Origin of the sequence: Synechococcus sp. CC9902, from assembly GCF_000012505.1 — a bacterium.
Taxonomy (GTDB): domain Bacteria; phylum Cyanobacteriota; class Cyanobacteriia; order PCC-6307; family Cyanobiaceae; genus Parasynechococcus.
The window spans coordinates 2,004,152-2,029,102 of record NC_007513.1 but is presented as its reverse complement, the minus strand read 5'-3'; the positions used below and the strand labels follow the sequence as shown (position 1 = coordinate 2,029,102).

Annotated in this window: 32 protein-coding genes; 15 read left to right on the top strand and 17 right to left on the bottom strand. The window is 58.7% G+C overall.

Going from position 1 to position 24,951, the window contains the following annotated elements; all coding sequences use genetic code 11:
* Nucleotides 1-166: 166 nt before the first annotated feature.
* A complete protein-coding gene (locus tag SYNCC9902_RS11815; RefSeq protein ID WP_049749457.1) occupies nt 167-484 on the bottom strand; it encodes a DUF3104 domain-containing protein in 318 nt (105 codons plus the stop codon).
* On the opposite strand from SYNCC9902_RS11815, the gene SYNCC9902_RS12810 reads away from it, so the two are divergent.
* Complete coding sequence (locus tag SYNCC9902_RS12810; RefSeq protein WP_198001739.1) at nt 477-692, top strand: hypothetical protein; 216 nt, start codon at nt 477-479, stop codon at nt 690-692. The two genes, SYNCC9902_RS11815 and SYNCC9902_RS12810, sit on opposite strands and share 8 nt — an antisense overlap.
* 722 nt (nt 693-1,414) lie before the next feature.
* On the opposite strand, the gene SYNCC9902_RS10775 is transcribed toward SYNCC9902_RS12810, so the two are convergent.
* From SYNCC9902_RS10775 to prfB, 6 genes are all read right to left on the bottom strand, one after another.
* Nucleotides 1,415-2,137 carry an MBL fold metallo-hydrolase gene (locus SYNCC9902_RS10775; RefSeq protein WP_011360869.1) on the bottom strand — a complete coding sequence of 241 codons (723 nt, stop codon included), beginning with the start codon at nt 2,135-2,137 and terminating at the stop codon, nt 1,415-1,417.
* 35 nt (nt 2,138-2,172) lie between these two features.
* The gene (locus SYNCC9902_RS10770; protein ID WP_011360868.1) at nt 2,173-2,766 is read right to left on the bottom strand and encodes an anthranilate synthase component II; all 594 of its coding nucleotides are present in this window, start codon (nt 2,764-2,766) and stop codon (nt 2,173-2,175) included.
* A 27-nt stretch (nt 2,767-2,793) separates the two neighbouring features.
* Nucleotides 2,794-3,195, bottom strand: coding sequence for a diacylglycerol kinase family protein (locus SYNCC9902_RS10765; RefSeq protein WP_011360867.1), 402 nt, complete (start codon nt 3,193-3,195; stop codon nt 2,794-2,796).
* Between the two features lie 66 nt (nt 3,196-3,261).
* A complete protein-coding gene (gene ybeY / locus SYNCC9902_RS10760; protein WP_011360866.1) occupies nt 3,262-3,804 on the bottom strand; it encodes an rRNA maturation RNase YbeY in 543 nt (180 codons plus the stop codon).
* A 3-nt stretch (nt 3,805-3,807) separates the two neighbouring features.
* On the bottom strand, nt 3,808-3,984 hold the full coding sequence (locus SYNCC9902_RS12200; RefSeq protein WP_009788763.1) for a DUF3285 domain-containing protein: 177 nt from the start codon (nt 3,982-3,984) through the stop codon (nt 3,808-3,810).
* 6 nt (nt 3,985-3,990) lie between these two features.
* Nucleotides 3,991-5,119 (bottom strand): peptide chain release factor 2 gene (prfB, locus tag SYNCC9902_RS10755; RefSeq protein WP_156771127.1). Its coding sequence is split into 2 segments (ribosomal slippage): nt 3,991-5,043 and nt 5,045-5,119, totalling 1,128 coding nucleotides; the frame shifts between segments, so codons are not numbered across the junction.
* A gap of 76 nt (nt 5,120-5,195) precedes the next feature.
* Here prfB and grxC point away from each other — a divergent pair.
* Together grxC and gshB are read left to right on the top strand one after the other, a co-directional pair.
* On the top strand, nt 5,196-5,453 hold the full coding sequence (grxC, locus tag SYNCC9902_RS10750; protein WP_011360864.1) for a glutaredoxin 3: 258 nt from the start codon (nt 5,196-5,198) through the stop codon (nt 5,451-5,453).
* 3 nt (nt 5,454-5,456) lie between these two features.
* On the top strand, nt 5,457-6,380 hold the full coding sequence (gshB, locus tag SYNCC9902_RS10745; protein ID WP_011360863.1) for a glutathione synthase: 924 nt from the start codon (nt 5,457-5,459) through the stop codon (nt 6,378-6,380).
* A 23-nt stretch (nt 6,381-6,403) separates the two neighbouring features.
* Here gshB and SYNCC9902_RS10740 read toward each other — a convergent pair whose 3' ends face one another.
* Nucleotides 6,404-7,831 (bottom strand): isochorismate synthase, encoded by a 1,428-nt coding sequence (locus SYNCC9902_RS10740; protein WP_011360862.1) that lies wholly within the window; start codon nt 7,829-7,831, stop codon nt 6,404-6,406.
* Nucleotides 7,832-7,902: 71 nt separating this feature from the next.
* Between SYNCC9902_RS10740 and menA the strand changes: the two genes are divergently transcribed.
* From menA to SYNCC9902_RS10725, 3 genes are read left to right on the top strand one after another with little or no spacing between them, the layout of a single operon-like run.
* Nucleotides 7,903-8,847, top strand: a complete 945-nt coding sequence (gene menA / locus SYNCC9902_RS10735) for a 2-carboxy-1,4-naphthoquinone phytyltransferase (protein ID WP_011360861.1) — start codon at nt 7,903-7,905, stop codon at nt 8,845-8,847.
* Nucleotides 8,844-9,815: an o-succinylbenzoate synthase gene (gene menC, locus SYNCC9902_RS10730; protein WP_011360860.1), complete on the top strand. Its 972-nt coding sequence runs from the start codon at nt 8,844-8,846 to the stop codon at nt 9,813-9,815. Before menA ends, menC begins: the two co-directional genes overlap by 4 nt.
* The gene (locus tag SYNCC9902_RS10725) at nt 9,812-10,978 is read left to right on the top strand and encodes an AMP-binding protein (protein WP_011360859.1); all 1,167 of its coding nucleotides are present in this window, start codon (nt 9,812-9,814) and stop codon (nt 10,976-10,978) included. Before menC ends, SYNCC9902_RS10725 begins: the two co-directional genes overlap by 4 nt.
* On the opposite strand, the gene SYNCC9902_RS10720 is transcribed toward SYNCC9902_RS10725, so the two are convergent.
* Nucleotides 10,949-11,398, bottom strand: coding sequence for an acyl-CoA thioesterase (locus tag SYNCC9902_RS10720; RefSeq protein WP_011360858.1), 450 nt, complete (start codon nt 11,396-11,398; stop codon nt 10,949-10,951). The genes SYNCC9902_RS10725 and SYNCC9902_RS10720 overlap by 30 nt on opposite strands.
* A gap of 60 nt (nt 11,399-11,458) precedes the next feature.
* On the opposite strand from SYNCC9902_RS10720, the gene SYNCC9902_RS10715 reads away from it, so the two are divergent.
* Nucleotides 11,459-12,136 (top strand): hypothetical protein, encoded by a 678-nt coding sequence (locus SYNCC9902_RS10715; protein ID WP_011360857.1) that lies wholly within the window; start codon nt 11,459-11,461, stop codon nt 12,134-12,136.
* 1 nt (nt 12,137) lies between these two features.
* Here SYNCC9902_RS10715 and SYNCC9902_RS10710 read toward each other — a convergent pair whose 3' ends face one another.
* Nucleotides 12,138-12,473: a DUF2752 domain-containing protein gene (locus tag SYNCC9902_RS10710; RefSeq protein ID WP_011360856.1), complete on the bottom strand. Its 336-nt coding sequence runs from the start codon at nt 12,471-12,473 to the stop codon at nt 12,138-12,140.
* A 123-nt stretch (nt 12,474-12,596) separates the two neighbouring features.
* Between SYNCC9902_RS10710 and SYNCC9902_RS12805 the strand changes: the two genes are divergently transcribed.
* Nucleotides 12,597-13,103 carry a DUF6790 family protein gene (locus SYNCC9902_RS12805; RefSeq protein WP_011360855.1) on the top strand — a complete coding sequence of 169 codons (507 nt, stop codon included), beginning with the start codon at nt 12,597-12,599 and terminating at the stop codon, nt 13,101-13,103.
* Here SYNCC9902_RS12805 and SYNCC9902_RS10700 read toward each other — a convergent pair whose 3' ends face one another.
* Complete coding sequence (locus tag SYNCC9902_RS10700) at nt 13,104-14,288, bottom strand: NAD(P)H-quinone oxidoreductase subunit H (RefSeq protein ID WP_011360854.1); 1,185 nt, start codon at nt 14,286-14,288, stop codon at nt 13,104-13,106. It lies immediately after the preceding gene.
* 55 nt (nt 14,289-14,343) lie between these two features.
* Here SYNCC9902_RS10700 and rsmH point away from each other — a divergent pair, with 55 nt between their 5' ends.
* Nucleotides 14,344-15,228: a 16S rRNA (cytosine(1402)-N(4))-methyltransferase RsmH gene (gene rsmH / locus SYNCC9902_RS10695; protein ID WP_011360853.1), complete on the top strand. Its 885-nt coding sequence runs from the start codon at nt 14,344-14,346 to the stop codon at nt 15,226-15,228.
* Here rsmH and SYNCC9902_RS10690 read toward each other — a convergent pair.
* Nucleotides 15,215-16,021, bottom strand: coding sequence for a hypothetical protein (locus SYNCC9902_RS10690; protein WP_011360852.1), 807 nt, complete (start codon nt 16,019-16,021; stop codon nt 15,215-15,217). The genes rsmH and SYNCC9902_RS10690 overlap by 14 nt on opposite strands.
* A gap of 43 nt (nt 16,022-16,064) precedes the next feature.
* On the bottom strand, nt 16,065-17,129 hold the full coding sequence (locus tag SYNCC9902_RS10685; RefSeq protein ID WP_011360851.1) for a cysteine desulfurase family protein: 1,065 nt from the start codon (nt 17,127-17,129) through the stop codon (nt 16,065-16,067).
* Nucleotides 17,130-17,165: 36 nt separating this feature from the next.
* On the opposite strand from SYNCC9902_RS10685, the gene SYNCC9902_RS10680 reads away from it, so the two are divergent.
* The 3 genes from SYNCC9902_RS10680 to SYNCC9902_RS10670 are packed head-to-tail and all read left to right on the top strand — an operon-like array spanning nt 17,166 to nt 19,504.
* Nucleotides 17,166-17,780, top strand: a complete 615-nt coding sequence (locus SYNCC9902_RS10680) for a hypothetical protein (RefSeq protein WP_011360850.1) — start codon at nt 17,166-17,168, stop codon at nt 17,778-17,780.
* Between the two features lie 39 nt (nt 17,781-17,819).
* Complete coding sequence (locus tag SYNCC9902_RS10675; RefSeq protein ID WP_011360849.1) at nt 17,820-18,557, top strand: response regulator transcription factor; 738 nt, start codon at nt 17,820-17,822, stop codon at nt 18,555-18,557.
* Entirely contained in the window at nt 18,557-19,504 is a 948-nt protein-coding gene (locus tag SYNCC9902_RS10670) for a pseudouridine synthase (protein ID WP_011360848.1), read from the top strand. Before SYNCC9902_RS10675 ends, SYNCC9902_RS10670 begins: the two co-directional genes overlap by 1 nt.
* A 90-nt stretch (nt 19,505-19,594) precedes the next feature.
* Here the strand turns inward: SYNCC9902_RS10670 and bchM are convergent, their stop codons facing one another.
* Nucleotides 19,595-20,308 carry a magnesium protoporphyrin IX methyltransferase gene (gene bchM, locus SYNCC9902_RS10665; protein ID WP_011360847.1) on the bottom strand — a complete coding sequence of 238 codons (714 nt, stop codon included), beginning with the start codon at nt 20,306-20,308 and terminating at the stop codon, nt 19,595-19,597.
* A gap of 27 nt (nt 20,309-20,335) precedes the next feature.
* Nucleotides 20,336-21,511 (bottom strand): N-acetylglucosamine-6-phosphate deacetylase, encoded by a 1,176-nt coding sequence (locus SYNCC9902_RS10660; RefSeq protein ID WP_011360846.1) that lies wholly within the window; start codon nt 21,509-21,511, stop codon nt 20,336-20,338.
* A gap of 33 nt (nt 21,512-21,544) precedes the next feature.
* Between SYNCC9902_RS10660 and purE the strand changes: the two genes are divergently transcribed.
* The 3 genes from purE to SYNCC9902_RS10645 are packed head-to-tail and all read left to right on the top strand — an operon-like array spanning nt 21,545 to nt 23,829.
* Nucleotides 21,545-22,102 (top strand): 5-(carboxyamino)imidazole ribonucleotide mutase, encoded by a 558-nt coding sequence (gene purE, locus SYNCC9902_RS10655; RefSeq protein WP_011360845.1) that lies wholly within the window; start codon nt 21,545-21,547, stop codon nt 22,100-22,102.
* Nucleotides 22,102-22,737 (top strand): hypothetical protein, encoded by a 636-nt coding sequence (locus SYNCC9902_RS10650; protein WP_011360844.1) that lies wholly within the window; start codon nt 22,102-22,104, stop codon nt 22,735-22,737. The genes purE and SYNCC9902_RS10650 overlap by 1 nt, the downstream gene beginning before the upstream one ends.
* Nucleotides 22,738-23,829, top strand: coding sequence for an AI-2E family transporter (locus tag SYNCC9902_RS10645; protein ID WP_011360843.1), 1,092 nt, complete (start codon nt 22,738-22,740; stop codon nt 23,827-23,829).
* On the opposite strand, the gene cysC is transcribed toward SYNCC9902_RS10645, so the two are convergent.
* Entirely contained in the window at nt 23,789-24,409 is a 621-nt protein-coding gene (cysC, locus tag SYNCC9902_RS10640) for an adenylyl-sulfate kinase (protein ID WP_041425207.1), read from the bottom strand. The two genes, SYNCC9902_RS10645 and cysC, sit on opposite strands and share 41 nt — an antisense overlap.
* A gap of 48 nt (nt 24,410-24,457) precedes the next feature.
* The gene (locus tag SYNCC9902_RS10635; RefSeq protein WP_041425563.1) at nt 24,458-24,784 is read right to left on the bottom strand and encodes a translation initiation factor; all 327 of its coding nucleotides are present in this window, start codon (nt 24,782-24,784) and stop codon (nt 24,458-24,460) included.
* Nucleotides 24,785-24,951: the final 167 nt, after the last annotated feature.

The window sequence follows — 24,951 nt, the reverse complement described above, 5'->3', positions numbered from 1 at the left end:
ATGGCTTCAAGTTGATGTGGAATGACGTTGACAGGATCAAAGGGGAGAGGAACGGCTGCACACCCCCTTAATCACATCCTTCGGGGCCAACTGATGTACATCGCCTCGGCTTTCTCTGCGTCGTCGATCTTTATTTCAGTCCTTTGGCGTCCCTGGGTGAAGCGATTTACTTCGTTGTGAGGGGGGCATGAATCGGGATCCGCACGCGCTGCACCTGATCGCATTCCACGAGGCAGACCATGCCTGTCTCCACGTCCGCGACTTGAAGCAAGGGCGACGGCTCGCCATCCATGCCTTCGGTCTCCACGCGCAACACTTCTCCCATCCACCAATCTTTCGACTGAGTCGATTTCGCTTCTTGGCTTGCCCAGACGATGACGACATCGCCTGCTTGCACAGACAGCACCAAGGGCCGCTTCTTCCTTGCAGTAGCCCTTGCACCAGCCGTCACGCCTGACGGAATCTTCACGCCACCAATGCCCATGCCACCCTGTATCAGTACAAGTGTTCTATCGGTTGTGCGTTTGGTGGTCAACGGTTTGCACCTCCACACCATTCATGGCCAAGGAATGGACGCAGAGGGGAGAGCGAAATCACTCAATCTCAACGGCCACGGCCTATTTGCGGCTGAATGGAGGCGATTGCGTATCTGTGAAAGACGACAAGCCCCCCAGGTGCAGCTCAGAAGCTGACTGTGTAGTGATGTTCGGCCATGGACCTCCCTTGAGCAGCTGGGTATAAATCAAGCGTTGAGCACTAAAAAACCGCCTCAAATATGAAGCGGTTATTAGATGCCTGGACGATCCCCATCACCCGGCCATTTGCACCACATATTGTGGTGTTGGCGTAATAGTAATCAAAAATCTCTTTATGTGGTGTGAGTTTTGATTCACTCAAGAATCTGGCCTCTTTGTGTGAAGTTTAGAAAAGCTGTGATTCACAGATGTTGAACCACTGCATCTGGTGTTTATGCGCGTTAATGTGAAATCCCCCATCACTCGGCCTGTCCTTGAGACAGGTTTTTTTTGGCTGCACGCTATGGGTGGTGTGCGTTGGGGGCAGTTTGCATAGGCTTGCCCATAGGCTGAAATCGAAGCTGTAGAAGCATTGGGACGCGCTCACTGCGAAGAACGGATGGGTTGACCAGCTGCTTGCGCGCGGCAATTTTCCTCGAAAAGCCAGGCGCTCCAGTTGGTTTACATTTCTGAATCGGCCTTGTTACGAAACAACATGTCGAGGCTTTATTTTTTCTTTAGGTTTGGCGGAACGATTTGGTTGGAGCTCCCAATCTCGCCATGGCCAATTCCCCTAAGGACCTTGGATTGCTGGCAGGTACGTTCCTCGTAGGCCTCGGTGCCCTCGAGATGGTGCTCTACGCCTTTGGGTGACGATCTAAGGGCAGTTACACCATCACTCAATTCATCACGGTGACGACCGTTGAATCATCGAGCTGTCCCGGAAGCGAGATGGATCGCCCCACCTTGCGAACGGTGGTGCCGGCCATGGCATCAAGGAAGGGTTGCACGCCTCCTTGATCGCAGCCCTCGGGAGGCTCGCCGATCACATATTGCACAGGGATCACGCGCTTGGGGTTGAGCTGGTTCACAAGGGCCGCGGCTTCATCTCCATCAAAAATTTTGCTACCCCCGCCAACACCAAGGATCAGCACATCTGGCCGGCCAAGCAGGACCTGATCGGCACCGGAGATTGGGCCAGCCGTGGCCCCGACATGGGCAAAGTTCAAGCCCCCCTGTGACCAGCGCCAGATGGTGGCATTACCAAAGCGTCGACCACCCATGCGGTCGTGCGGACTCCCAAAGCCTTCGAGGTTGAGACCACCGATCCGGTACGCCCCTGGTTGCACCAAATATCGGCCACCCGCGATGCCCGTTGCTCCCTCATCGGCGAGCTGAGAACTCGCCAAAATGATTCCTGCATTCACCCGAGGCTCTGGAAGTCCTGCTGCACAGCCAACAGCCTGATAGGGGTTCAGCAGGACGGACTGTCCTCCGCCCTGGATCAAAAGAGCACGCTGGCCGTAGCTGGTAATGGTCGCCCCCCCACCGGCATGGGCTGCCCCTTGTAGAGATAGCGCCATGCCTGCGGCAGCGATCACAGCAGAGCGCAGGAGGGTCATGGAAGATTTAAAAATTGAGTTTGAAGCTAACAGCGTTAACTCGCAGCTTCCTTCAAGAAATTGGCGAGGAGCTGGTGCCCAGAGTCTGTGAGCACACTTTCTGGATGGAACTGCACCCCCTGCAAGTGGGGATAGTCCCGATGGCGTAAACCCATCACCATGCCGTCGGCAAGCCATGCGGTGACCTCGAGGCAGGCTGGAAGGCTGTCTCGATCTGCCACAAGGCTGTGATAGCGGGTGGCTGTGAGGGGTTGGGGAAGTCCTGCAAACACCCCTTCACCGTTGTGTAAAACCGGTGAGGTTTTGCCGTGCATCAGTTCTGGAGCACGCACCACCGTTCCCCCGTACACCTGGGCGAGGGCCTGATGGCCAAGGCAAACTCCCAAGGTGGGAGTGGTTGGAGACAGATCCCTCAAAACGTCGAGGCAGACGCCCGATTGGTTTGGATCGCCAGGGCCTGGGGATAGGAGAATGGCCTCGGGATTGAGACGACGAATCTCCGCAAGGCTGAGGGCGTCATTCCGCTCCACCCTGAGATCTGCGGCTATTGGATGCTGCGGGGCGAGTTCGCCGAGATATTGCACCAAGTTGAAGGTGAAGCTGTCGTAGTTATCAATGACCAGCAACATCAGCGAGGAGGTGGCGAAAGGGTGGAGTTAGAGCCCCAATCGAACAATTAGGGGGGGCAAAATCAGGAATGTGGCGATCAGCATCGAACTGATCGCTGCTGTCAGAACAGCAGCTGCTGCACAGTCTTTCGCAATGCGGGCGAGGGGGTGGTATCTCCTGCCAATGGCGAGGTCGACCACTGCTTCCATGGCCGTGTTTAGGAGCTCCAACACCAGAACGGCTGTCACGGTCAGCACCAGTACCGCTAAGCGGATGAGATCAAGCTGAAGCCAGCCGGCCAACCCAAACACCACCGAACCGATCAGCACGTGGATTCGGAAGTTGCGTTGGGTGGCGAAGGCGTAGCCCAATCCCTGGGCGGCATAACGGAAGCTGGCAGGTAAATCCCCAGCGATGCGCCAACTTCTGTGTCGGAGGGAACGTGCCATCACTGCAACCTCACGAGGTGCTGGTTCGGTGGAGTGAGGCCTTCTCGTTGGTGTACGCATAAGGACTCACTCGATCTCCACAGGACGCTGGCCCTTAGGCAGAACGTTACCCGTACTGTCGAGAAGACGCTCCTGAAGAGCAAGCATTCCACTGAGTCGTCGCTCATCGGGATGGTCCCAGCCCAAAAGGTGGAGGAGGCCATGACTGATCAGCCAATGCAATTCATAGCCCAAGCTGTGATTGTGGTTTTGGGCCTGTCGTTGAGCCGTGTCAACCGACACGATGATGTCCCCGAGTTCCACTGCTTCGCCTTCAAGCCAGTCGGGTGTGTCGTCGAGTGCAGCAAAGGACAACACATCGGTGGGGCCTGATTTCTGCCGCCATTGGCTGTTGAGTTCAGCGATTCCTGCATCGTTGGTGAAGTGCAATCCAAGGCTCACCTCTGGTGCTTGTCGGACGACGGATGGACAAGACAGATCGGGATTCGAACGGACGAGCTCAATCCACTGCTGCAATACAGGTACCCAGCTGTCATGAGCGAACAAGCTCCCATTCAGTGGTTCCGGAATCTCGACACCACTCGCATCCAGGGAGAGGTCTAGCTCCATGGCCTACTGGGGCAGGGTTGGCCGGCCTAACCAAGCCACCAGGGTGATGAAACCCAGGAACCCAACGGCAGTCAGGCCGAAGTGAAGCAAGCTTTGACGTCCCTTGCGCACCATGTTGCGCATCGCTTGTTTCACGAAGCTGGGCGGCGGAGTGGTGGGCTGGTTGGACTCGGTGCTCATGGGTGGTCAGTTGTCGGCATCGTCGCCGGGTCGGTCGACACCCTGCCGCAGAGAGGCGTCGATGAACGGGTCAAGTGCGCCATCCATCACCGCTTGCACATCGTTGGTTTCCTCCTGAGTGCGCAGGTCTTTCACCATTTGATAAGGATGGAACACGTAATTACGGATCTGGTTCCCCCAGGCGGCTTCCACGATGTCGCCACGAATGTCGGCGATTTCAGCGGCCCGTTGCTCTTGGGCGATCACCAACAATTTGGCCTTCAGCAGAGCCATGGCTTTTTCTTTGTTCTGCAGTTGTGATCGCTCTTGCGTGCACCGCACGGCCAGGCCAGTCGGTAAATGTTGGATACGAACGGCTGTTTCCACCTTGTTCACGTTCTGACCACCGGCACCACCGGAGCGCGATGTGGTCACCTCTAAATCCTTGTCAGGAATGTCGATATCGACGTCTTCCTCAAGTTTTGGCATCACTTCAATGCCGGCGAAGCTGGTTTGGCGTTTGTCGTTGGCGTTAAACGGCGAAATCCGGACCAATCGATGGGTGCCTTTTTCGTTGCGGAGGTAGCCATAGGCGTAGCGGCCCTCCACTTCGATGGTGGCGCTTTTAATTCCTGCTTCTTCTCCCTCGCTGATTTCGTCGATGGTCACCCTCATGTCGTGGTCTTCGGCCCAACGGGTGTACATGCGCAGCAGCATTTGGGCCCAATCTTGAGCATCGGTGCCGCCGGCACCGGCATTGATGCTGAGGACAGCGCCTTCTTTGTCGTACTCACCGCTGAGCAACCGTTCGAGTTCCCAGCGATCGAGCCCCTGACGCAGTTCCGTGAGGCCCTGCTGTGCTTCCCCCAGCATCTCTTCATCCGCCTCAAGCTCATACAGCTCGAGTGTCGCCTTGGCGTCATCAATGGCGCTGCGCCAGTCGGCTAATTGCTGTAGTTGGGCCTTCACCTCATCGAGGCGACGCATTTGTTTTTGGGCGTTTTGCTGGTCGTTCCAGAAGTCTGGTTGTGCAGCGAGCTGTTCGAGATCCTGCTGCCTAGCGTTCAGTGCAGGTACGTCAAAGACAGTCCTGGGCATGGCCCAGGCGGTCAGTGAGCTCAGACAGGTCGCGTTTGAAGTCGGTGAGATCCAGCAAGGACTCGGCCCTAATCAACTCTGAAGCTATCAGCGCATTTGCTGCATAGAGTCGCTGCAGCGGTGCTTTTTTTGCTATGGCCAAGGTTGAGATCTACACCTGGCGCACCTGTCCGTTCTGCATTCGTGCCAAAGCATTGCTGGATGGAAAGGGTGCTGCCTACACGGAGATCAGCGTTGACGGCGACGAGCCCGGGCGTGATGCCATGGCTGCCCGTGGCAATGGGCGCCGCAGTGTGCCTCAGATCTTCATCAACGACGCCCATGTGGGTGGTTGTGATGAATTGCATGGTTTGGAGCGAGCCGGAGAGCTCGACGCCCTTCTGAACGCTTGATCCATGCGTCAGCTGTTTGTGCTGGATCCGCTTCAGCAGATCAATCCGCTTAAAGACTCGTCAGCGGCCTTAATGCAGGCTGCTCAGCGGGCTGGTGATGAGGTGTGGGCATGTACGCCTGCCGACTTGATTGCCCGAGGTGATGAACCGTTGGCGATGGCGCTCCCGGTTGCCACGGAACCATGGATCACGATTGGTGCCAGTGAACGTCAGTGCCTCACAGGTTTTGACGTGATTTGGATGCGCAAAGATCCACCCGTTGATGAGGCGTATTTGTATGCCACCCATTTGCTCGAGGTCGCAGAACGTGCCGGGGTGCGGGTGCTCAACCGTCCGAGTGCCCTGAGGGCATGGAACGAAAAGCTTGGTGCGTTGCGCTTTTGCCGTTGGATGGCTCCCACCACCGTGTCCGGACGGGTGGCAGAGCTCAAAGCCTTTGCCCAAGAGCAAGGAGAGGTGGTGCTCAAGCCTCTCGGCGGTCGGGCTGGCTTGGGTGTGATCCGTGTGAATGCTGAAGCGCCTGGTCTGAAGGCGTTGTTGGAGCTGGTCACGGAGCAGGAGCGATTGCCGGTGATGGCCCAGGCGTTTTTACCTGCGGTGACAGACGGTGACAAGCGGATCCTGCTGGTGGATGGTGAACCTTTGGGGGCGGTGAACCGTCGTCCATTAGCGGGAGAGTTCCGCAGCAATTTGGCCGTCGGTGGTCAGGCGGAAGCGACGGAACTCACCGATCGCGAACGGCAGATTTGTGCTGCGTTAGCCCCTGCGCTTCGGGCAGAAGGCTTGTTCTTTGTCGGCATCGATGTGATCGCTGGAATGCTGAGTGAGATCAATGTCACGAGTCCTACGGGCGTGCGGGAGGTGGAACGCCTCATGCAGCAACCATTGGCCGATCAAACGATCGAACGGTTGCACTCTGTTTTTTGAGCTCCGCTTGTTGAAGCGAGCTCTTAAAGCAGTTTTTTAAGACTGCCTGTGTTTTGGGGGCGTTGCTCCATCGACCCCAAAACCAGCTGATCGGCGAGAACAGCAAGCTTTAAGCCCACTTCTTGAAGTTCCCGCTCGGCGATGGAGCCGCGGACGAGACCAGCCCCTGCGGTGAGATCCAAACGACGTCCTTGGGCATGGCCGCATCGGATTGCAACCCGTAGTTCGGCATCTCCAGCGCTGTCGATCCAGCCGATCGGTGCGGCGTAATTGCCCCGCTCAAACGGCTCCAGCGTTCGTAACCAGGCCATCGCTTCGCGGCGGGGTAGTCCGGCAACGGCCGGGGTGGGGTGCAGTTGTTCGGCGAGTGCCAGTACCGATTTCCCTTGCGCAGCGGCAGTGATGGGTGTGTGGAGATGGGTGAGGCGCCCATGGCGCGCTAGCTGGGGCTGGGACCGGCGCCAGGGAGATAGACCGCTTTGGCGTAGCTGGTCGGTAATGGTTTCCACCACCAGTTCATGCTCGCGTCGGTCTTTGTCGGAGCGGAGCAATTGCTGGCCGTCGTCCCCTGGTCCGGCGGTGCCAGCCAGGGCATCGCTGCGAAGAAAACCGCCGCGCAGGCTTAAGAGCCGTTCTGGGGAAGCGCCAAAGAACACATCGTCGGCCTTGCGTTGCCAAAGAAAGCGGCAGCTGCCGGCCTGTTGACTCCGCAAGCGGGTGAGGAGCGGCAAGGGATCGAAGCTTGTGCCCACATCGATGGATTGGCGTACCGCCAGAACCAATTTGTGGAGTTCACCGCCATTCACCAACTCCAAACCACGCTCCAGGGCGCTGGCGTAGCGCTGTTGCCAAGAGCTGCTGTCGGGGGTGTCGAGTTGAATCGCCGAGCTTGGTTTGGGTTGGTCGGATTCTCTGTTTTGCAGGTCGAGGTGCTTCAACCACAGTTGCTCGGCCAGTTCACGGGCTTCGGCGGCGTTGCTCACCACACCGTTCAGACGAAGCCATCCCCGTCGTCCTTGGCGGCTGAGTTGCCAGCGGGGCAACACGGCTTGCACGGATGGGCAGCCGTGGGTGTTGTGGTCGCGCTCACTGGTTTGATCAAAAAATTGAAACGACAGCAACACCCTGGGTCGGGCGAGAGCTGGCGTGTCGGGCTTGGTGTCAGTGAGCCGACTCAGGCTCAGGTCGGCGAACCGTTGGGCCAGCTCGAAGCGGCGTGCACCCGCCAATTCGAGCTGCTGGCAGTGGCCGGCGGCGGCAAAGCAGAGGCCGGGCGCGCTGTCCCAAAGCACACGGAATGCGTGGTCGATGGCCAGTTGAGGCAGGCCCTGGAGTGGATCGATGCCATCCAAAGGCAGGGCCAAGCTCAGCAGCCCGTCGTCGTGCTGGCGTTCAAGCCAGCCCCGCTGCGCGGTGGCAATCAGGTTGCTGAAACTCAGATCAGCAGACATCTGTTGCGTCGTTGGCCCGAGGTACTGCTCAAATGTATGGGCCCTCCCCCTGGTTGACACGGGTCCTGTCCATGCAAGAGCCGCAGGCTGTCGCAACCCGTTACGCCCAACGACGGGCGTTATGGAAGGCCGCGATCAAGTGGCCGATGTATTCGGTTGCGGTGATGCCGGTGCTTTTGGCCGCTGGATGGCAGCTTGGTTTTAAGGAAATTCTGCGGTGGGACCAGCTCTTCGGTTTTCTGCTCGCCGCCATTCTTTTATTGGTTTGGGAGAACCTGAGCAACGATTTATTTGATGCCGATACAGGTGTCGATGCGGTTGGCAAGCCCCATTCAGTTGTGAATCTCACGGGCCGTCGGGATCGCATCGCCTGGCTGTCATCTGCAGCCCTACTTCTCGGTTTGAGCTTGATGGGATGGCTGGCCTGGCGTAGCCATCCCGCTGTGTTGCTACTGGTGTTGCTCAGTTGTGGCTTGGGCTACGTCTACCAAGGTCCGCCATTTCGTTTGGGCTACCAGGGGCTGGGTGAACCGCTCTGTTGGTTGGCGTTCGGTCCGGTGGCGACGTCTGCTGCTCTGTTGGTACTCGCTCCAACCGGATCGGGGGAGGTGCCTTGGACAACTGCATTGGAGTTAGGCGCTGGGCCGGCCTTAGCCACCTCGTTGGTGCTGTTTTGTTCCCACTTCCATCAGGTGGAGGAAGACGCAGCCCATGGCAAGCGTTCACCGGTGGTGCGCCTGGGGACGGCTCGGGCCGCAGCGTTGATCCCTTGGTTTGTGGGCCTCAGCCTCACCTTGGAATGGTTACCTGTGGCTTTAGGCCATTGGCCTCCTACCGCTTTGCTCAGTGGTTTGGGCTTGCCGGCTGGATGGGCTTTGATTCGTTTGATGCGGCGTTATCACGATCAGCCGCAGCGCACCTGCACCAGCAAATTCTTGGCCTTGCGTTTTCAGGCTTGGAATGGATTAGGGCTTGCCCTTGGCTTAGCCCTTGCACCGTTGTGGCCGTTGGGATGACGCTTCAGCTTCTGGTGCGTTCCTTCAGTTTTTCGCTCCTGCACCCGTTGCGGACCGCCACGGGTGTGGTGGCCAAGCGGCGCGGTTGGCTACTGCGGTTGTGCGATGGCGATACCGGAGCCGTGGGTTGGGGCGAGGTGGCGCCGTTGCGAACGGAGCAGTGGTTGCACTGCAAAATATTGATGGGAGCGCTGCCTGAAGAGGTGAGTCGTCATCAGCTTGAGGTGTTGATCCATCAGGGGCCAGGGGCGTTTGGCTTTGGCTTGGGTTCAGCGTTAGCAGAGCTGGATGGACTCGTTGGGGATTTGTCCTCCCAGCCTTGGCAAGAAGCGCCTTCCCCGGCTCACCTCCTGCCAGCGGGCGATCAGATGCTCATGGCGTTGGATCAAGTTCTCATGGATTGCCCGTCATCCCACTCGCTCACCTTCAAGTGGAAGGTGGCTACAGAAGCATCGGAACGTGAACAACGTTGGTTGGAGCAGCTTCTCGTGCGTCTTCCCCGTAACGCCAGGCTGCGGTTGGATGCCAATGGCGGGTGGGACCGCTCTACCGCAGGAGTTTGGCTGGAGCGGTTGCGGCAGGAGTCGCGGTTTGATTGGCTGGAGCAGCCATTGGCGGTTGATGACCACGAAGGGCTCGAGCAACTGGCCAAACGCGGGTCGGTGGCCCTCGATGAATCACTTGAGCGTCGACCCGAGCTCCGTGACAGCTGGATGGGGTGGCAGGTGCGGCGCCCTGCGGTAGATGGCGATCCACGGCCGTTGTTGCGGCAAATCCAAGCTGGAGTTCCCTATCGAATGGTGAGTACGGCGTTCGAATCCGGGATCGCTCGCCGTTGGGTGCACCATTTGGCGGCGTTGCAGTGGGTTGGCCCAACGCCTGCTGCCCCTGGCCTGGCGCCGGGATGGTGCCCTGAAGGTGCCTTGTTCTCTCACAATCCAGAGCTGGTCTGGGCAGCTGCAGGGTGATTGATCCCGACCACATCTTGCAGGCCTTGGATGCCGGTCGATGGGTGCCATTGGCCGATGCACCAGTGCCGCTGCCCCAGGATTTATTCCCGCCAGGTCCTGGAGTCGCGGTGAGGAGTGGAGGCAGCAGCGGTGGTCGTCGATGGTGTTTGCAGCCTCGCCATCATCTCGATGCTTCCGCTGCTGCTACGGCCACTTGGCTGCAGGGCATCGAGATGGATCCCAAGCGGTCCCTGGTGCTCAATCCTTTGCCGATTCATCACGTCAGTGGGCTGATGCCTTGGTGGCGCGCCCGCAGCTGGGGGGTGCCTCATCACCGCTTGCCTTCCAAGTTGATGAAGCAGCCTGGAGAACTGCTCCGACATTGCAGGGATTTGCCGGAGTGGTCGAATCGTTCTGTCTTGCTCTCGTTGGTGCCAACGCAGTTGGGTCGGTTGCTATCTGATCCAGCTGGCCGGGAATTCTTGGGCGAGATGCGGGTGATTTGGGTTGGCGGGGCGTCGTTGGCGAAGCCCCTGGCGACGCAAGCACGGGCTGTTGGAATCCCCTTGGCACCCTGCTACGGGGCGACTGAAACGGCGGCGATGGTGACGGCGCTTTCCCCTCAACAATTTTTGGCTGGGGATTCATCCTGCGGAGCCCCCTTGTGCGATGTGGAATTGCGGCTTGGAGTCGATGGAGCTTTAGAGGTCCGAACCCAGCGCCTGGCACTGGGTTCATGGCGTGATGAACAGCCCGACGTGTTGTTGCCTGTTGCGAATTCCATGGGTTGGTGGCGTTCAGGAGACCGGGCTCAGATCAATGGAGGATTAGTGATCGGTGGAAGGCTTGATACGGCCTTGAATTGTGGTGGTGAAACCGTTTTTCCCGAGCAGCTTGAAGATCGATTGATGCGTGAGATTCGCGTGGCTGGTTTACCGGTTGAGTCCGTTTTGTTTTTGGGAATGGACGACCCGGAATGGGGACAGCGGTTGGTGACCTTGGCGCGCGCATCCAATCCCGTCGTGCTGGAGCAGTTGGCAGCCATGACGGCTGATTGGCCAGCGTCAGACCGCCCTCGACGCTGGGTGTTGTGTCCTGAGTTGGCTCCGACGGATGCTGGGAAATGGCAACGGCAAGCCTGGCGCGACTGGTTAAAGCGGTTGGATTTGGCCCAGGGTTGAGGCTTCGATCCAACGTTCGATCGGTTCGGGCAAGCTGCAGCGTTGGCGAGTTACGGCATCAATCGCGAGGTGCTGTAGGCACCCGCTTGCAACTTTTTGAGTGTTGAGGCTTATCTCACTAACGACTTCAAAACAACCGGGATCAATCCGTTTGGGTAAAAGGTGGATCACTGCAGCATCCCCTACATACATGGGGGCCCGGAAGTCTGCATGGCAATGCACGATCGGTAGGGCCACGCTGGGTTGATCGGAGCGCCCACCGGGGAAGACGGCACCAACTGGAATTCCGAACTGTTCAAGGCTGTCTTCCCACGCCTGATGGCACCAGCCCAGAAGGTGTTGAAAGTGCATCACCCCAGCGGCATCGGTGTCGCTGAAGCGCACCGTTCTGGGGATCTCCAGCCATGGGTAGGCGTTCATTGCGATGCGTTGTCGCTGCTCTGAGGGACTGCCACCCTGACACCGAATCTGCCCAGACCCATGGCTGCATCCATCGCCTTTGAACAGCCATCGATCCAAAAGGCTTGGGATGCCTTCCAAAAACACATTCCAGTGCTCCTGGTGATTTGGCTGGGCAGCATCGCCTTGGCTGTTTTGGGCCTCGCCGTTTCGATGCTGATCGTGATGGCCGTGGGCAGCTTGGGTGGTTCCAGTGATTCAGCGTTTTCCCTTGGCGCAATCTTGGGTCAACTCACTCAGATTCCCTTTTCCGTTCTATCCAGCCTTCTGAGTGTGCTGATGGTGGCGATCCCTGCGGTGTACTACGAACGTGGTGAGGTGGTCTCCATTGGTGCGGCGCTGGCGTTGTTGAGGGAACGGTTCTGGCGTTATGTGTTGGCGGGATTGTTTTTCTCCATCGTGATGACGATTGGCTTCCTGCTCTGCATTCTTCCTGGCCTCGCGGTGGCCCTTGTCACTCCGGTGTATGTGAACCGGATTTTTGTCACCGAGATGAGCATCGGCGAGGCGTTTTCCCAAGCATTCCAGGTGGTGTATCGCTCCGAGAACGGCATGAGTTTTGTGGGGCTTGAAGTGCTTGCAGCCATCGTCGTGGCGGTGTTGGCTGCGATCACCTGTGGTCTTGCTGGGCTTGTGGTGATTCCGATGGCCAGTTTTTACCTTCAAAACACGGCCTATCAGCGTGGGCTCTTGCGCTGATTTAGGCGCTGGAGGGCCAAGCGTTGAGGCTGAGACGCAGTAGCCAGTAGGCCAGCAGCGCACCAGTGCCGAGGGCGATGGTTGGCCTAGTTGCGGCGCCCTGAAGGACACCTCGGGGCACCAGCCGCCGTTGGTGAATGGAAACGACGGACCAACCGACCAAGACCGCTGCCATCACTGGGCCGAATAAATGCCAGTGCAGGGCATTGTGGACGTCTCCGGTGAGGGCCGTGCTGATGGCGCGGGTGAGAAAGCAGGTGGGGCAGGGGATGCCGGTGAGGGCCCGTAGCGGGCAGCTGAACCCCGGAAGCTGAGGGTGCAATCCCTTCAGCCACAACGTTCCTGTGAGCGCCGAGGGCAGCAGAAAACCTGTGCGCTGAATTTGTTGAAGGAAACGATTCAGTGTTGAGCGGTTTGCTTTGAGGTCTTAACAGTGTGATGAGTCTGGAGCCGGCTGGGAATGGAACGTTTGATCCGATTTCTTTTGGCTGATGTCCCGGTGTGGACGTTGGCGATCGCCCTACTGCTGGGTTGGATACAAACCCGGCGTCAGTGGGACGTTGGACGTTGGGCCGAGGCGTCGTTGCTGTGGATTGCCTTTTGGGTTCTTGGAGTTGCTGGGGTGTACGGCTTTGTTTGCCATCTGGCGTTTGGTCCGTTTATTGCTGAGCAGATCGGTTGGCCCAACAGCCCTTTCCAGAATGAGGTGGCTTACGCCAATCTCACCATTGGCATCCTGGGGCTTTCCAGCTTCTTCTACCGCCGCCACGACTATCTGCTTGCAGCCATGGTCGGCTACTGCAGCTGGTTTTTTGCCGACGGTGTCGGCCACGTGGTGTCGCTATTGGTCAGCAACGATGTCGCACCATCCAATGCCGGGTCGGTTCTTTACACCGATTTGTTCACTCCATTCCTGGTAGTGCTTCTGCTGTGGCTCAGCCGAAAGCAGCGTTGCCGGCTGCGTTGATCAGCGATCTACAGATCCCATGATCACGTCGATGGAGCCAAGAATGGCCATGATGTCGGCCACCTTGTGTCCCTTGAGAATGTGGGGAAGGATCTGGAGGTTGTTGCTATCGGCAGCCCGGATCTTGAAGCGCCAAGGGGTGACGTCGTTGTTGCCCTGCAAGAACACGCCAATTTCGCCTTTGCCTGATTCGAGCCTTGTGTAGAGCTCTCCATTGGGGATCTTGAAGGTGGGAGCCACCTTTTTCGCCACGTATTGGAAGTCAAAACCAGCAGCCTCGCTGCCTTTGCCCTCATTCAGACGCTTGGCTTCGAGATTTTCCGTTGGACCGCCAGGAATCATGTCGCAGGCTTGGCGAAGAATTTTGAGCGATTGACGCATCTCTTCGATGCGCACCCGATAACGCGCGAAGCAGTCGCCTTCCTTCTCCCACGCCACTTGCCAGTCGAAGTCGTCGTAGCACTCGTAGTGATCCACTTTGCGAAGGTCCCACGGCACGCCTGAGGCACGCAGCATCGGACCACTCAGGCTCCAGTTGATGGCATCTTTGGTTTCGATCGTGCCCAAACCCTCGATTCGGCGGCGGAAGATCGGGTTATTGGTAATCAGCTTTTCGTATTCGTCGATCTTGGGGGCGAACCAGTCGCAGAAATCACGGCATTTTTCAAGCCAACCCCAGGGCAAATCTGCTGCTACGCCACCAATCCGGAAGTAGTTGTTGTTGATCAGCCGCTGTCCTGTGGCCGCTTCCCAGAGGTCGTAGATCATCTCCCTCTCCCGGAAGATGTAGAAGAACGGTGTTTGGGCGCCAACGTCTGCAAGGAAGGGCCCAAGCCAAAGCAGGTGGTTGGCGATCCGGTTGAGCTCCAGCATCAACACACGGATGTAACTGGCGCGCTTTGGAACTGGGATGTTGGCCAGTTTTTCCGGCGCGTTCACGACGACAGCTTCGTAAAACATGCCGGCCGCGTAATCCATGCGGCTCACATAAGGCACGAACATCACGTTCGTGCGGTTCTCGGCAATCTTCTCCATACCGCGGTGGAGATAGCCGATCACCGGCTCACAATCCACTACGTCTTCACCGTCCAGGGTGACCACCAGCCTCAGCACCCCATGCATGGAGGGGTGATGGGGCCCGAAGTTCACCACCATGGGCTCCGTGCGCGTTTCCAGCTGCGTCATGGGGAGCCCAGGTGCAATCGATGTATAGATCTTAGGTAGTCCTTGCCGATGGCCTGTGCCTCCTTTCAGCCATGTACCTGTTTTGGCTGATGCCGTGGTGGCTGGAGCTGAGCACTTGCCCCATCACAACGGCGTGTTGATCGATGCCACCCTCGGGGGTGGCGGCCATAGCGCCCTGTTGCTGGAGCGTTTCCCTGGCCTGCGTTTGATCGGGCTCGACCAAGACCCCACGGCCAGGGCCGCGGCGGCGGAGCGATTGGCTGCTTTTGCTGATCGCGTTGAAATTTTGGCGACCAACTTCGCGAGCTACACCCCACCCGCCCCGGTGCTGATGGTGCTCGCCGACCTCGGGGTGAGCAGTCCACAGCTTGATGTGGCGGAGCGGGGTTTCAGCTTTCGTTTGGATGGCCCCCTCGATATGAGGATGAATCCAGGCAGTGATGGTGAAACTGCGGCTGAGCTGATCGACCGGTTGGAGGAGAACGCCTTGGCCGATCTGATCTATGGCTATGGGGAAGAGCGCCTATCCCGCCGAATCGCCCGACGGATTAAGGCTGATTTGGCGGCCCAGGGCCCCTATGAGGGCACGGCAGCGTTGGCCTACGCCGTGGCCGGTTGCTACCCGCCGAAGGCGCGCCGGGGTCGTATTCATCCAGCCACTCGGACGTTTCAGGCGTTGCGAATTGCGGTGAACGATGAGCTCGCAGTGTTGGATCGCCTGCTGCAACAGGCACCAGACTGGCTTGAGACTGGAGGGGTGATGGGGGTGATTAGTTTTCACTCGCTCGAAGATCGGCGCGTAAAAACGGCCTTTCTGCAGGATGAGCGGCTGGAGCGCATCACGCGCAAACCAACGGTGGCAACGGACGATGAACAGAACCGCAACCCCCGCAGCAGAAGTGCCAAGTGGCGCTTGGCGCGTCGGGTCAACGGTTGTTGAGTAGGCCCGTTTGGTCGTCAGCTTTAAACAGTTGTCGGTAAGCGGCACCGGTGATGCACAGGCATACGGGTGCTGCGGCTACAAGGCCGACCAAGCAGGCCAAAACGCCTAGAAGCAAGATGAGCGCCTGCAGCACCAACAGGCCGAACACTTGCCACCACTGGCCCTGAACCACCATCAAGCCATGCCGGATGGTGGCGATAGGGCCGCGACCGTCGAGGAGCGCGATGAAGCCAAGAAAGCTTTGGTTCACCTGGATATAAAGGCCTACAAGCGCAGTGAAAACAACAATCACCACCGCAAAGGGATTGGTGGCCACCTGTTGCAGCAAACGCGGCCCGATGTCGCTGAAGGCCTCTATTAACCGTGGGTCTGTGGGGTCCACGGTGAGAGCCAGGTTGGCGATTGGGGTCAATAAACCCCAGGCATCGGCTGCGGTGAGGCTGGCGAACATCAAACCGATAACAATCGGCACCAGCAGCAGGGTGAGCACAATTTGGCTGCTGAACAGTCGCCAAATAGCAGGCCAATTCACCTGAATGAAGTCTTGGAACCGAGGTGCCTCACCGTTGAGCGCAATCCACGATCCGCGAATTAAACCAACTGCCCCCCAAAGGTTCACCAAAGCACTCAACAAGCTGCCCACTCCAGGGAGTGGGAGAACCGCCAATAGCTGGCTGAGCACGCCAGTGAGGAGTACAAAACCAACAAAGAACCAGGGAGCTCGGCGGAACGCGGCCCATCCCTCCTGAATGGCAGTGCCGATGGATAGTTGGGCACGTTCGGTGCTCATGGTCGAGAGACGGTGAAAGGAGCCTGGGCGGACCGTAGGGAGCTCAGGTTTGTTGTGCAGCCACGGCTTCAACGATGCTTGCGATGGCTTGTTCGACCGCGTTGGCGGTGGTCGAACGTCCCAGGCTGAGGCGGAGGGAGGCCTCTGCATCGGCGCGTGAACGTCCGATGGCCAGAAGCACATGGGAGGGGGCGCCGTTGCTGCAGGCGGAACCGCTGCTACAGGCGAGATGGGGCCGAAGGCTGCGATGCAGGCGGCTGCCGCTCATGCCAGGAAGAGTGATGTTGAGGTTGTTGGCTAAGCGGGGAGCTGCGGCGCCGTTGCGTTCCACGGCGGGGAGTTGATCGTTGAGCCCGTTCCAGAGTTCATCCCTCAGCCCACCAAGCCGTGTGTGGCGTTCATCTCGATCCGCCATCGCCTCTTGCACGGCCGCGGCAAAGCCCACGATTAAAGGGCTGGGCAGCGTGCCAGCGCGAAGGCCTGCCTCCTGGCCACCCCCCCATTGCAGGGGCTGTAGCTGAACCCCCTCGCGGATCACCAGGGCGCCGATGCCTTTGGGGCCGTAGAGCTTGTGAGCGCTGAGGCTGACGAGATCAAGCCCCAGGTTGTCCGGTTCGAGCGGGATGTGTCCAAAGGCTTGCGCTGCATCGCTGTGAAAGACGACCCCGCGATTTCGGCAGATCTCTGCGAGTTCTTTCAGGGGCTGCAAGACGCCGATTTCATTGTTGGCGGCCATGACGCTCACCAAACGCGTGTCCGGCCTGATCGCTTCCTCAAGTTGGGCTGGCGTGATCAAGCCATTGGACTGGGCTTGGAGCAGCGAAACCTGGAATCCTTCCCGTTGCAGTTGTGCGAGGGGATCCAACACAGCGTGGTGTTCCGTATTCACGCTGATCACATGACCGCAACCATGGGTTCGCGCATGGCCAAGCAGGGCCAAATTGTTGGCTTCGGTGGCGCCGCTAGTAAAAATCAATCGATTGGGATCGATGTCGAGGGCCTCTGCGATCTGGCGCCGCGCTAGGGCCACGGCAGCGGAGGCGGTGAGGCCCTGGCGATGTTGACGGCTCGAGGGATTGCCCCAATGGTCACTCCAATAGGGCGCCATCGCTTCCACCACCTCCGCTGAGCAGGGGGTGGTGGCTTGGAAGTCAAAAGCGAGGGGCGCGCCGTTCAGCTGGGTATGGCAACTATTGCGATCATGATTGGCGTTGTCGTCCGTCTTCGCATGGGTCTGCGTTTCCCGATGGCTCGGTTGGGTTTGGGCCTTGGCCTTGGGCTAGCGCTGTTACTGGCTCCATTGGCGGCAGAGGCGATCAGCCGTAAGGAGGTGCTGGAACAGATGAAAAATTCACGACCCAAGGATCTGCAGGTGCTGATGGAGGAGCCGGATGCTGGAGGGCCTCGCATCATTGGCATCTATGGGATCAAGTCCGTAGGGGGCGGCGGAACCTTGCGCAGCTACAGCCTTTGGGAAGAATCGCCGTCCGACCTGAATGTTTATGTGGAGTCAGTGGATTGCGGGGTTGATAACCCACTCCGGGTGAAGCGAACGCTTTCGGCGGTGTTCGTTCGGCATTTGAATCCCGGTGGGCCGATCTTGGAGGGCAATCGAGAAGATCATCTGGTGTGGTGGGCCGCGTGTGTACCGGAGGTCGCGGGAACCGACCCTGCAACCTTGCGTGAAAAAGCCCTGGAATTGGGCTTTTCCACGCTGCTCTCCGAACGCCAGGAGCAGTTACCCGCACTGGCCCCCTAAGCGCAACCTCCATACATTGATGGGAGAGCGACTCCAGCCATGAGCGACGCCCAAACCCCCCCTAGTGAAGAGCAAGAAGCACCGCCCCCGGCGCCAAGGTTGCTTCTGGTAGACGACGAGCCCGGGTTGCGCACGGCGGTCCAGGCATACCTCGAGGATGAGGGTTTTGATGTCACCACCGCGGTGGATGGGGAGGAAGGATTCACGAAGGCGCAGCAGATGTTGCCCGATGTGGTGATTAGCGACGTGATGATGCCTCGGCTGGATGGTTACGGCCTATTGAAGAAATTGCGAGACGACGAACGGCTCGGCGGCACCCCCGTGATTTTCTTAACGGCGAAAGGCATGACGGCTGATCGCACCCAGGGCTACATGGCTGGGGTGGACGACTACATCCCGAAGCCGTTCGATCCCGATGAGCTGGTGGCGCGGGTGCGCAATGTGGCGCAACGCCAGCAGCGGCTTTTGCAGGAGGCAGCGCGCTTCGCGGATACGGATATGGGGCAGATGGCCAAGCAGATCACAGAGATTCGCTCTTTGTTGGCCCAAGCTGAGGCCTTGCCTTCCAAGGATCCGGTGGCGCACAGCTTCACGCCGCGGGAAGCAAGCGTGCTGCAGTTGGTGGCGGAGGGCTTGATGAACAAGGAGATCGCCCGTCAGCTGGAAACGTCGATCCGCAATGTCGAGAAGTACGTCAGCCGTTTGTTCAACAAGACGGGCACGTCCAGTCGCACGGAACTGGTGCGCTACGCCTTGGAACACCGGCTGGTGACTTGATGGTGGATGGGGTTGCCTGCTCGAAGCAGGGCTGGAGGCCGGCGGCATTCAATGCAGGTTGGGCCCATCACGATCGTGTGCAGTCCCATGGCGAAGGTGCATGGTTAAGCCAGTGGATGGCGAACCGCCATCAGCACTCAGCAGCGGCCGTTTGGTTGGAGCGGATTGCAGCCGGGGAAATGCATCGCAACGGTGAGCCGTTGGCTGGAGATATGCAGCTGACCAGTGGAGATGACATCTGTTGGCAGAGGCCACCTTGGCTTGAGGAGGCCATTCCGGATCAATGGGACACCATTCATGACGATGGTGATTTGTTGGTGATCAACAAGCCATCGGGGTTGCCGGTGATGCCTGGTGGCGGCTTTTTGGAGCACACACTCACCGCATTGCTCGCATCGACTGGGGCTAAACCCGTGCATCGGCTGGGTCGGTTCACGTCGGGCTTACAGGTTTGTGCCAGGACGGCAGCAACCCGGGCAGCGTTGTCGAAACAGTTCCGGCCAGAAAGTCGTTGTCAGAAGATCTATCAGGCGTGGGCGCGTCGGGTGGAGGGGTTGGAGCCCGGCCAAAGCTTGGTGGTGAGCACTGATGTGGTGGAACGCCAGCATCCGTTGCTGGGTTGGATTTGGGGACCAGAACCTTTGGACCAGGAGCCGACAAGGAAGCGGCTCACGGCTCACTCCACGGTGCGCTTGTTGGACCGTTGCGCTGCTGGAGATCGTCTCGAGGTGACAATCCGCACGGGGCGGCCCCATCAGATCCGGATTCATTTGGCCCAGTTGGGCAGTCCTTTATTGGGAGATCCGCTGTACCTGCTCAATCGCAAGATTTCTGAGACAGCAACCCCTGGGGATGGTGGATATGGCTTGCATTCCTGGCGGTTAAACGCACTAACTGCGGCAGGGTTGTCGTTTACGGCTCCCCTGCCGAAAGAATTCGACTTTTAACCAACAAGTTTGCGGTTAGAAACTTTGCAAGCTTTGCTTACTAAAAGAAAAGGAGATATTTATTGTTTAGAAATGATGAAATCAGGTGATCTATATCTTGTTGAATTCGATTAAACGAGAGAAGTAAAAAGGTGCCTTGTTAAGGCTGCGCCGCACCAGCTTGAAGCCGCAGTCTTCTGCAGCTTTCACGATCCCGGTTTCCTTCAGTGTGTAAGCGCGCGTGGTTTTGCTGGGGCCTGGGAACAGTTGGCCGATCCCTTTGAGCAGAGCCAGGAGGGGCGTGTATGGCGCGAAGCTCACGATCAATCGCTCTTGAGTTAGTCCACAGAGATGCTTCACCATCGCCTCCGCCGCTGGCTGGGGGTAATGGATGAAGACATCCAGGCAGCAGACAGTGTGAAAGGAGCCTTGGAGGCTCTCCAGATCACTGGCTGAGAAATTCAGCTTGCCCATGTCGAGGCCGGCTTCGCGGGCGCGACGCTCTGCTTCTTGAACCATGGCGGCGGAAATATCGCTCGCATGGACGGATCCTGCCCCCATCGCCGCCAACGGCAGGCTGAGGCTGCCGACTCCACAACCGGCATCGCAGAAGCTCACGTTGTGCACGGCGCCGCTCTCTTGGATCCAGCTCACCACTTCATCCACGGTTTTTTGATGACCGATACGGATGTTGCGCTGCACTTTGTTCACCTCGTCGCTTTCGCTGTAGATGCGGTTCCAGCGATCAAAGCCAGTCGTTTCGAAGTATCCCTTCACTTCGTCCTTTTCGGCCTGGATCTGCGTCAGCAGTGAATCGGAGGCCATTGGTGAAAGGTCGTTATCCGCGGGATCCTAAGCAGCGCAGGTCCAGTCAAGGTCTCCTTGCTCGGGTTGATGCCAGCGCAGAAGTGCTGAAAGGGGTTTCCCGATCAAAGCGTCGACGACCCCGTTAGGGCCGTTGATGAGGCCGCGGGGGGCCACCGTGGCACTCCAGATGGCGGCTGATCCGTCCTTGCTCCAGCGGGCAAGGCGCTTCACTCCCTCGAGTTGTGGCAAGGTCACCCCCGCCAGGGTTCCGTCCTCGAGGCGGCAGGTGCCGTTCTTCACCAGCAGGGTTCGTTCATCCCAGCGGTGTGTGCCATCGGCGAGCCCGTAGGGCGCTAGGGCATCGCTCACCAACACGATTTGGCTTGGGGCCAGCCGTTGAAGCAACACCGCCATGGTGGGGTCGACATGCACGCCATCAGCAATCAGTCCTAGGGCGATGTGGCCGTTTCGACAGGCTTCGCCGATCGGTCCTGGCGCGCGGTGATGGAGTCCTGGCATGGCATTGAAGGCGTGGGTCAGCATGCCCACCCCTCTCTCGAACGCTTGGCCAGCGGTGTTGGCGTTGGCGGCGCTGTGCCCGAGGGCCACCATGATTCCCAAATCCTTCAGCCGCTGAATCACTGCATCGGCCCCCACCAGTTCTGGGGCCAGGGTCATCAGGGCAATCTCGGATTCGAAGCCGTTGATGCGTGCCTCCAGGGCCGTCAGGGTTGGGCTGGCCAGGTGCTCCCGGGGATGGGCGCCCCGGCGTGATTCCGCCAGAAATGGACCTTCAAGGTGGGCCCCCAAAAGCTGACAGCGGCCAGCGCAATGCTGCGTCCTGGCCTCTCGTAAAACGGCCAGGGCATTACGAAGGGGCTCAATTCCGCACGTCACCAACGTTGGCGCAATCGCTTCGACGCCATCGCTCCATAGCAAATCCAGCAGTTCCACGAGTCGCGGTAGGTCGCTGGGTGTCAGTTCGGGGAAGGCCAAGCCCAAGCCGCCATTGATTTGCAGATCGATTGCGCGAGGGCTAATCCAGTCGCCGTTCCAGTTTTCGGCGTCCGTGTCAGGACGTGCCTTGTCGCTTGGGCTGTCGTTCGGTCCCATCCGGCCGATTCCAGTGATCGTGTCATCAACGCTGAGGCTCAGCCAATGGCGTTGTTTGGTTGCACCGCCCAAGGGTGCGGGCAGGCGCACATTGGTGATCCGTCGCATCAGGGCTGGCGCTGCAGGCCGGTGGGGGAGACGATGGCAGTCTCGCCGGAATCTGACGTGACAGCACCCTCTCTTTCTGCCAGTGTTGCCGTGGTGATGGGCAGCGATTCCGATCTGCCAACGATGGAACCTGCAGCAGCGATCTTGCGGCAGCTTGGCGTCACGGTCGAGGTTCGGGTGTTGTCAGCCCATCGCACCCCTTTGGAAATGGTGGCTTTCGCAGAGCAAGCCCATGGGCGTGGCTTCCGCGTCATCGTGGCCGGTGCCGGTGGTGCTGCGCATCTCCCCGGCATGGTGGCGGCTCTCACGACCCTTCCTGTCATCGGGGTTCCAGTGCAGAGCCGTGCTTTGTCTGGGGTGGATTCACTCCATTCGATCGTGCAGATGCCCGCCGGTATCCCTGTGGCCACGGTGGCGATTGGAGGGGGCCTCAATGCAGGTTTGTTGGCGGCTCAGATTTTGGCCACCTCCGATAACGACCTGACGCAACGGCTAGCGGACTACCGCAGCAGCCTGCACGATGGAGTGGTGGAAAAAGACGCGCGCCTTCTCGATCTGGGTAGCAGCGCTTATTTGGAGCAAATGAGCTGATGCAGCGCTCAATCGTGATGTCCACCCTCCGCTCCACGATTCGGTGGACGCTGGTCCCTGCAGCGGTCCTCTACGCCATTTCTCTGGTTTGGAGTTCGGCTGAAGGAATCGACCTTCAACTCGTCGTGCGTGATTTGGCTCAAACATGCGACGCGCCCTTGGGCTTGGGTTTTATCTCCAGCGTCGGTTATTTGCTCTGGATGGCAGCGGCTGCGATTGCATTGTTTGCGGCGGGTTCGGGCCAAATAAGAGGTCCTATCGCTTGGAGGCAATTTGCTTTTTGCGGGGGTGGCTTTTCGCTTTGGTTGTGCTTGGACGACATGTTTCTCGTCCATGACCGCTATCTCGGGGAGGCAACGCTTTACATCACCTACACCGTGTTCAGCGTGTTGCTGTTGGTTTGCTTCCGCAAACCCTTACGACGGTTTGGAGGGGACTCATTTTTGTTGTCGGTGCTGCTTCTGGGTTCTTCCGTGTTGATCGATGCGCTGCAGAACTATTTGCCCTTCCCCCCTACAACGGTTCAACTCACTGAAGAGGGGTTCAAGTTGCTCGGGATTGCCGCTTGGCTGGGTTTTTGGTGTCAATACGTTGCTCTTGCCTCCAGCGCTTCGCTCCCCGGAGAGACCCGCTAAGTGAACGCATGGCCCGCCTGGTTTCGGATTGGTTTGGTGCTTCCCGTGATCGGGTTGAACGTGTTTGTGTTGAAACGGGTGCTGGTGCAGTTCGCTCCATTCCCGGGCCTGTTTATTACGGCAGCGTTGATCGCCTTTTTGTTGGACATCCCCTGCCGTTGGCTGATGGGCCGTGGACTGCCGCGCTTACCGGCAATCACTGTGGTGGTCTTGCTCACTGCGGGATTGCTTGGCTTCGCGGTTGTTGAGCTGTTGCCTTTGTTAGTTGTGCAGCTCAGCCAATTGATCAGTGCTGCACCGTCGTTACTCACAGCCGCTGAACAGGGCATTAACCATGGTCAGGCATGGGCGATTGCCCATGGGCTCCCTGCAGACTTTGCTGATCTCAGCAGTGACTTGGTCTCTCAAATCAGTCGGGTGGCGACCCAGCTCAGCCAACGCTTGCTCAGCATCCTTGGGGCCACCGTTGGCACGTCGATCAACACCGTGATCGTGTTGGTTTTGGCGGTGTTCCTGCTTTTAGGGGCCGACTCGATCACGGCTGGTCTCGCCCAATGGTTGCCAGCTCGATGGCGGGAGCTGGTGACCACCACGCTGGGTCGGACGTTTCGCGGGTATTTCGCCGGTCAGGTGGTCTTGGCTTTGATCCTCAGCGGGGGCCAGCTATTGGTGTTCACCGTTTTGGAGATTCCCTATGGAGTGTTGTTCGCCGTGTTGATCGGCTTCAGCACCCTTATTCCCTATGCCAGTGCCCTAACGATTGTGTTTGTGAGCGCCATCCTTGGGGTGCAGGATCCCCGGACGGGCTTGGAGCTCCTCGCCGCCGCCATTGCGGTAGGCCAAATCGTGGATCAGGTGATTCAGCCCCGTTTGATGGGCAGCATCGTGGGCTTGCAACCAGCCTGGCTTCTGATTGCTCTCCCTGTCGGTGCCCGATTGGCTGGACTTCTTGGCTTGGGAGAACTGCTGGGGTTGCTGTTGGCGGTGCCGGTGGCCAGCTGTATCAAAACGCTGGCCGACGCAGCACGCTCGGATTTGGGTTCGCCGGAGGTCAAGCAGCCGGAATCACTCCCTTGTCCTGTAGAGCCTTAATCACCACCTCAACCGATTGAGCCAGCTCTTGAGCACCGGTGTCGATCTTTAGTTCCGGGGTATCAGGAGCCTCATAGGGGCTTGAAATGCCTGTGAATTCTTTGATGGCACCTGAGCGGGCCTTCGCATACAGACCCTTGGGATCACGGGATTCGCAAACCTCTAGATCCGCCGCGCAGAAAATCTCGAAAAAATCGCCGGCCTCCACGAGGTCCCGTGCTTTGTCTCGGTCGGCCCGAAACGGCGATACAAAGGCGGTGAGCACGATGACGCCTGCATCGAGGAATAATTTCGCGACTTCGCCGATGCGACGGATATTTTCTTCACGGTCGGCGTCGGAGAAGCCCAAGTCTTTGCAGAGGCCATGGCGAACGTTGTCTCCGTCTAATACGTAGGTGGCCAGCCCGCGCTCAAATAAGGCGGCATTGACGGCATTGGCCAGGGTGCTTTTGCCAGAGCCAGAGAGCCCGGTGAACCAAAGAATGGCGCTGCGATGTCCGCGTTTGTCTGCCCTGGCGGCCCGATCGACTGAGGCCTCATGCCAGACGATGTTGGTGGCCTTGGGTGTGGACGCGGTCATAACAAAGGGCAAGAAGGCAGTCATTCTCACCCAAGTGAATGCTGTTCCTTAACCGCCCGCACGTTTTGGTCGGTAGCCCTCTTGCGTGAGCAGGGTCAGGCTCAAATCCACTTGGTCTCCCTGCAGTTCGATCACGCCGTCTTTGGTGGTGCCCCCGCTGCCGATACGGCTCTTCAGTTTTTTCAGCAAAGCCTTGAAGCCATCTGGTTCGAGTTCCAAGCCACGAATCACCGTCACCGTTTTCCCCCCTTTCCCTCCACGGGTGGGCTGGACTCGCACCATCTGATCCGCCTTCGGAGTTGGCGCCGCTGCCGGCCCCTTGGGCCTTTGCAGACTGTCGGCGCTGCTGAATTCCTGCCAGCTGCCCTTCGGCATCACCCGCTGTTCGCTACGTCGCTCCATTCTCAATGACGAACGTCAGTGCCCTGGTGGGCTTCACCTTCAACAGCGTTGAGCCCCCCTATCGAGCTTCAGATCTACGAATCAAAGTTTGAGAGCCACGTCATCGCGTGTTTGCCTGCTTACGCTGGCTTAACGCTTCG

Excerpts from the sequence above, each read along its gene's own strand:
- SYNCC9902_RS12810 (WP_198001739.1), top strand. The coding sequence starts at position 477 with ATGCCCATGCCACCCTGTATCAGTACAAGTGTTCTATCGGTTGTGCGT.
- SYNCC9902_RS11815 (WP_049749457.1), bottom strand. The coding sequence starts at position 484 with ATGGGCATTGGTGGCGTGAAGATTCCGTCAGGCGTGACGGCTGGTGCA.
- SYNCC9902_RS10775 (WP_011360869.1), bottom strand. The coding sequence starts at position 2,137 with ATGACCCTCCTGCGCTCTGCTGTGATCGCTGCCGCAGGCATGGCGCTA.
- SYNCC9902_RS10770 (WP_011360868.1), bottom strand. The coding sequence starts at position 2,766 with ATGTTGCTGGTCATTGATAACTACGACAGCTTCACCTTCAACTTGGTG.
- SYNCC9902_RS10765 (WP_011360867.1), bottom strand. The coding sequence starts at position 3,195 with ATGGCACGTTCCCTCCGACACAGAAGTTGGCGCATCGCTGGGGATTTA.
- ybeY (WP_011360866.1), bottom strand. The coding sequence starts at position 3,804 with ATGGAGCTAGACCTCTCCCTGGATGCGAGTGGTGTCGAGATTCCGGAA.
- SYNCC9902_RS12200 (WP_009788763.1), bottom strand. The coding sequence starts at position 3,984 with ATGAGCACCGAGTCCAACCAGCCCACCACTCCGCCGCCCAGCTTCGTG.
- grxC (WP_011360864.1), top strand. The coding sequence starts at position 5,196 with ATGGCCAAGGTTGAGATCTACACCTGGCGCACCTGTCCGTTCTGCATT.
- gshB (WP_011360863.1), top strand. The coding sequence starts at position 5,457 with ATGCGTCAGCTGTTTGTGCTGGATCCGCTTCAGCAGATCAATCCGCTT.
- SYNCC9902_RS10740 (WP_011360862.1), bottom strand. The coding sequence starts at position 7,831 with ATGTCTGCTGATCTGAGTTTCAGCAACCTGATTGCCACCGCGCAGCGG.
- menA (WP_011360861.1), top strand. The coding sequence starts at position 7,903 with ATGCAAGAGCCGCAGGCTGTCGCAACCCGTTACGCCCAACGACGGGCG.
- menC (WP_011360860.1), top strand. The coding sequence starts at position 8,844 with ATGACGCTTCAGCTTCTGGTGCGTTCCTTCAGTTTTTCGCTCCTGCAC.
- SYNCC9902_RS10720 (WP_011360858.1), bottom strand. The coding sequence starts at position 11,398 with ATGAACGCCTACCCATGGCTGGAGATCCCCAGAACGGTGCGCTTCAGC.
- SYNCC9902_RS10715 (WP_011360857.1), top strand. The coding sequence starts at position 11,459 with ATGGCTGCATCCATCGCCTTTGAACAGCCATCGATCCAAAAGGCTTGG.
- SYNCC9902_RS12805 (WP_011360855.1), top strand. The coding sequence starts at position 12,597 with ATGGAACGTTTGATCCGATTTCTTTTGGCTGATGTCCCGGTGTGGACG.
- SYNCC9902_RS10700 (WP_011360854.1), bottom strand. The coding sequence starts at position 14,288 with ATGACGCAGCTGGAAACGCGCACGGAGCCCATGGTGGTGAACTTCGGG.
- SYNCC9902_RS10690 (WP_011360852.1), bottom strand. The coding sequence starts at position 16,021 with ATGAGCACCGAACGTGCCCAACTATCCATCGGCACTGCCATTCAGGAG.
- SYNCC9902_RS10685 (WP_011360851.1), bottom strand. The coding sequence starts at position 17,129 with ATGGCGCCCTATTGGAGTGACCATTGGGGCAATCCCTCGAGCCGTCAA.
- SYNCC9902_RS10675 (WP_011360849.1), top strand. The coding sequence starts at position 17,820 with ATGAGCGACGCCCAAACCCCCCCTAGTGAAGAGCAAGAAGCACCGCCC.
- SYNCC9902_RS10670 (WP_011360848.1), top strand. The coding sequence starts at position 18,557 with ATGGTGGATGGGGTTGCCTGCTCGAAGCAGGGCTGGAGGCCGGCGGCA.
- bchM (WP_011360847.1), bottom strand. The coding sequence starts at position 20,308 with ATGGCCTCCGATTCACTGCTGACGCAGATCCAGGCCGAAAAGGACGAA.
- SYNCC9902_RS10660 (WP_011360846.1), bottom strand. The coding sequence starts at position 21,511 with ATGCGACGGATCACCAATGTGCGCCTGCCCGCACCCTTGGGCGGTGCA.
- purE (WP_011360845.1), top strand. The coding sequence starts at position 21,545 with ATGGCAGTCTCGCCGGAATCTGACGTGACAGCACCCTCTCTTTCTGCC.
- SYNCC9902_RS10650 (WP_011360844.1), top strand. The coding sequence starts at position 22,102 with ATGCAGCGCTCAATCGTGATGTCCACCCTCCGCTCCACGATTCGGTGG.
- cysC (WP_041425207.1), bottom strand. The coding sequence starts at position 24,409 with ATGACCGCGTCCACACCCAAGGCCACCAACATCGTCTGGCATGAGGCC.
- SYNCC9902_RS10635 (WP_041425563.1), bottom strand. The coding sequence starts at position 24,784 with ATGCCGAAGGGCAGCTGGCAGGAATTCAGCAGCGCCGACAGTCTGCAA.